Annotated in this window: 1 protein-coding gene; it reads right to left on the bottom strand. The window is 40.3% G+C overall.

Features of this window, described 5'->3' with window-relative positions:
• Nucleotides 1-108: 108 nt before the first annotated feature.
• On the bottom strand, nucleotides 109-972 hold the full coding sequence (locus tag NJ959_RS29730; protein ID WP_254015364.1) for an HIT family protein: 864 nt from the start codon (nucleotides 970-972) through the stop codon (nucleotides 109-111).
• Between the last annotated feature and the right edge of the window lie 291 nt (nucleotides 973-1,263).

Raw genomic sequence — 1,263 nt, 5'->3', positions numbered from 1 at the left:
CCGTTGGCGTAGCCGCCCTGAAAGGGCTACTCCTAACTCCTAACTCCTAACTCCTAACTCCTAACTCAGGTTTCTCAGATATCAGACTTTTTACATCGGCTATCTCAACTAATTCCTAATTTTACTTTTCGGAATCACATTTCTCACCCCACCCTTAGCACCAACAGTATCACCTTGGTAACGGGGGATAATATGAATAGTAGCGTGCATCATATTTTGTCCCGCACTTCTATTAATATTCATCCCCACATTAAACCCGTCTGGACTGAATTTTTTACTGAGAATTTCTTGAACTTTGTTCGCCATAAACCAACAAGCAGACTGTTCTTTAAACGGGAGTTCAAAGTAATTGGCTACATGACGTTTGGGGACAATTAACCCATGACCTTTACTAACAGGATATCCATCAATCATAGCATAAGCTGTCGCTGACTCTGTTAATAAAATCATCGTCTTCTGAGGATTACAGAATGGACAATTACTCGATGAGTGTCTTTGATGATTATAATGGACATATTCGTATATTTCACAAGAATCATTTAACTGCATTGACTGAAAGGGAAGTTTAACGATGCACTGATATGTAGGCTTTTTGTGGATATAATGTTCTCGAAAGCCTTCTTTCTTTAAATCTCGTCTAACAGCATAATAGGCTTTGCCTCCCGGTTTCAATAGATGTGACACTTCCATAAGCACATTAGCTTGTTCTTCAGGGAAGAGAACATTAAGAACATACAAGCAAATTATAGTATCGAATTTTTCAATAGGATATTGTGGGAAATAATAAGGATCGTAACCTGTAATATCAAATCCTTTTTGTCGCAATAATTTTACATCGTTACCCAAGCCGCAACCAAAGTCGAGGATTTTGCCTTGAAGTAAGTTTTTGTCTAAAAATAACTGTGCCGGAAATGATAAGAAAACCCTTTCTATTGCCGTGAGGTGGCTGAATTGATTCCTCTGCTTTTTCAAAATTGTACCTTCTCCACTATCCGATGGATTGATTGTTCCCAGATAGAGGCAAAGGAATACCTGTGAAAAACCTAACCCCCCCAACCTGCCCAACCGGGAGCATCCCGAGAAAGGAAGAAATGCAGGTTGTATTCTTGCTCCCCCCTTTGACAAGGCAGGGCTGTTTCATTCTCCCACAGCAACAGGTTAAACCGCCCTTCGGCGGTTCAACTTATTTGTTAATAAGCTAATGCAAGACTTGCTAACCTGCGAAGGCAGGTTTTGTCTGTGTAGCGACAGATTTCAATCTGT

Source organism: Limnofasciculus baicalensis BBK-W-15, from assembly GCF_024178385.1.
GTDB classification, from domain to species: domain Bacteria; phylum Cyanobacteriota; class Cyanobacteriia; order Cyanobacteriales; family Coleofasciculaceae; genus Limnofasciculus; species Limnofasciculus baicalensis.
This window is presented reverse-complemented; position numbering and strand designations above follow the sequence as displayed.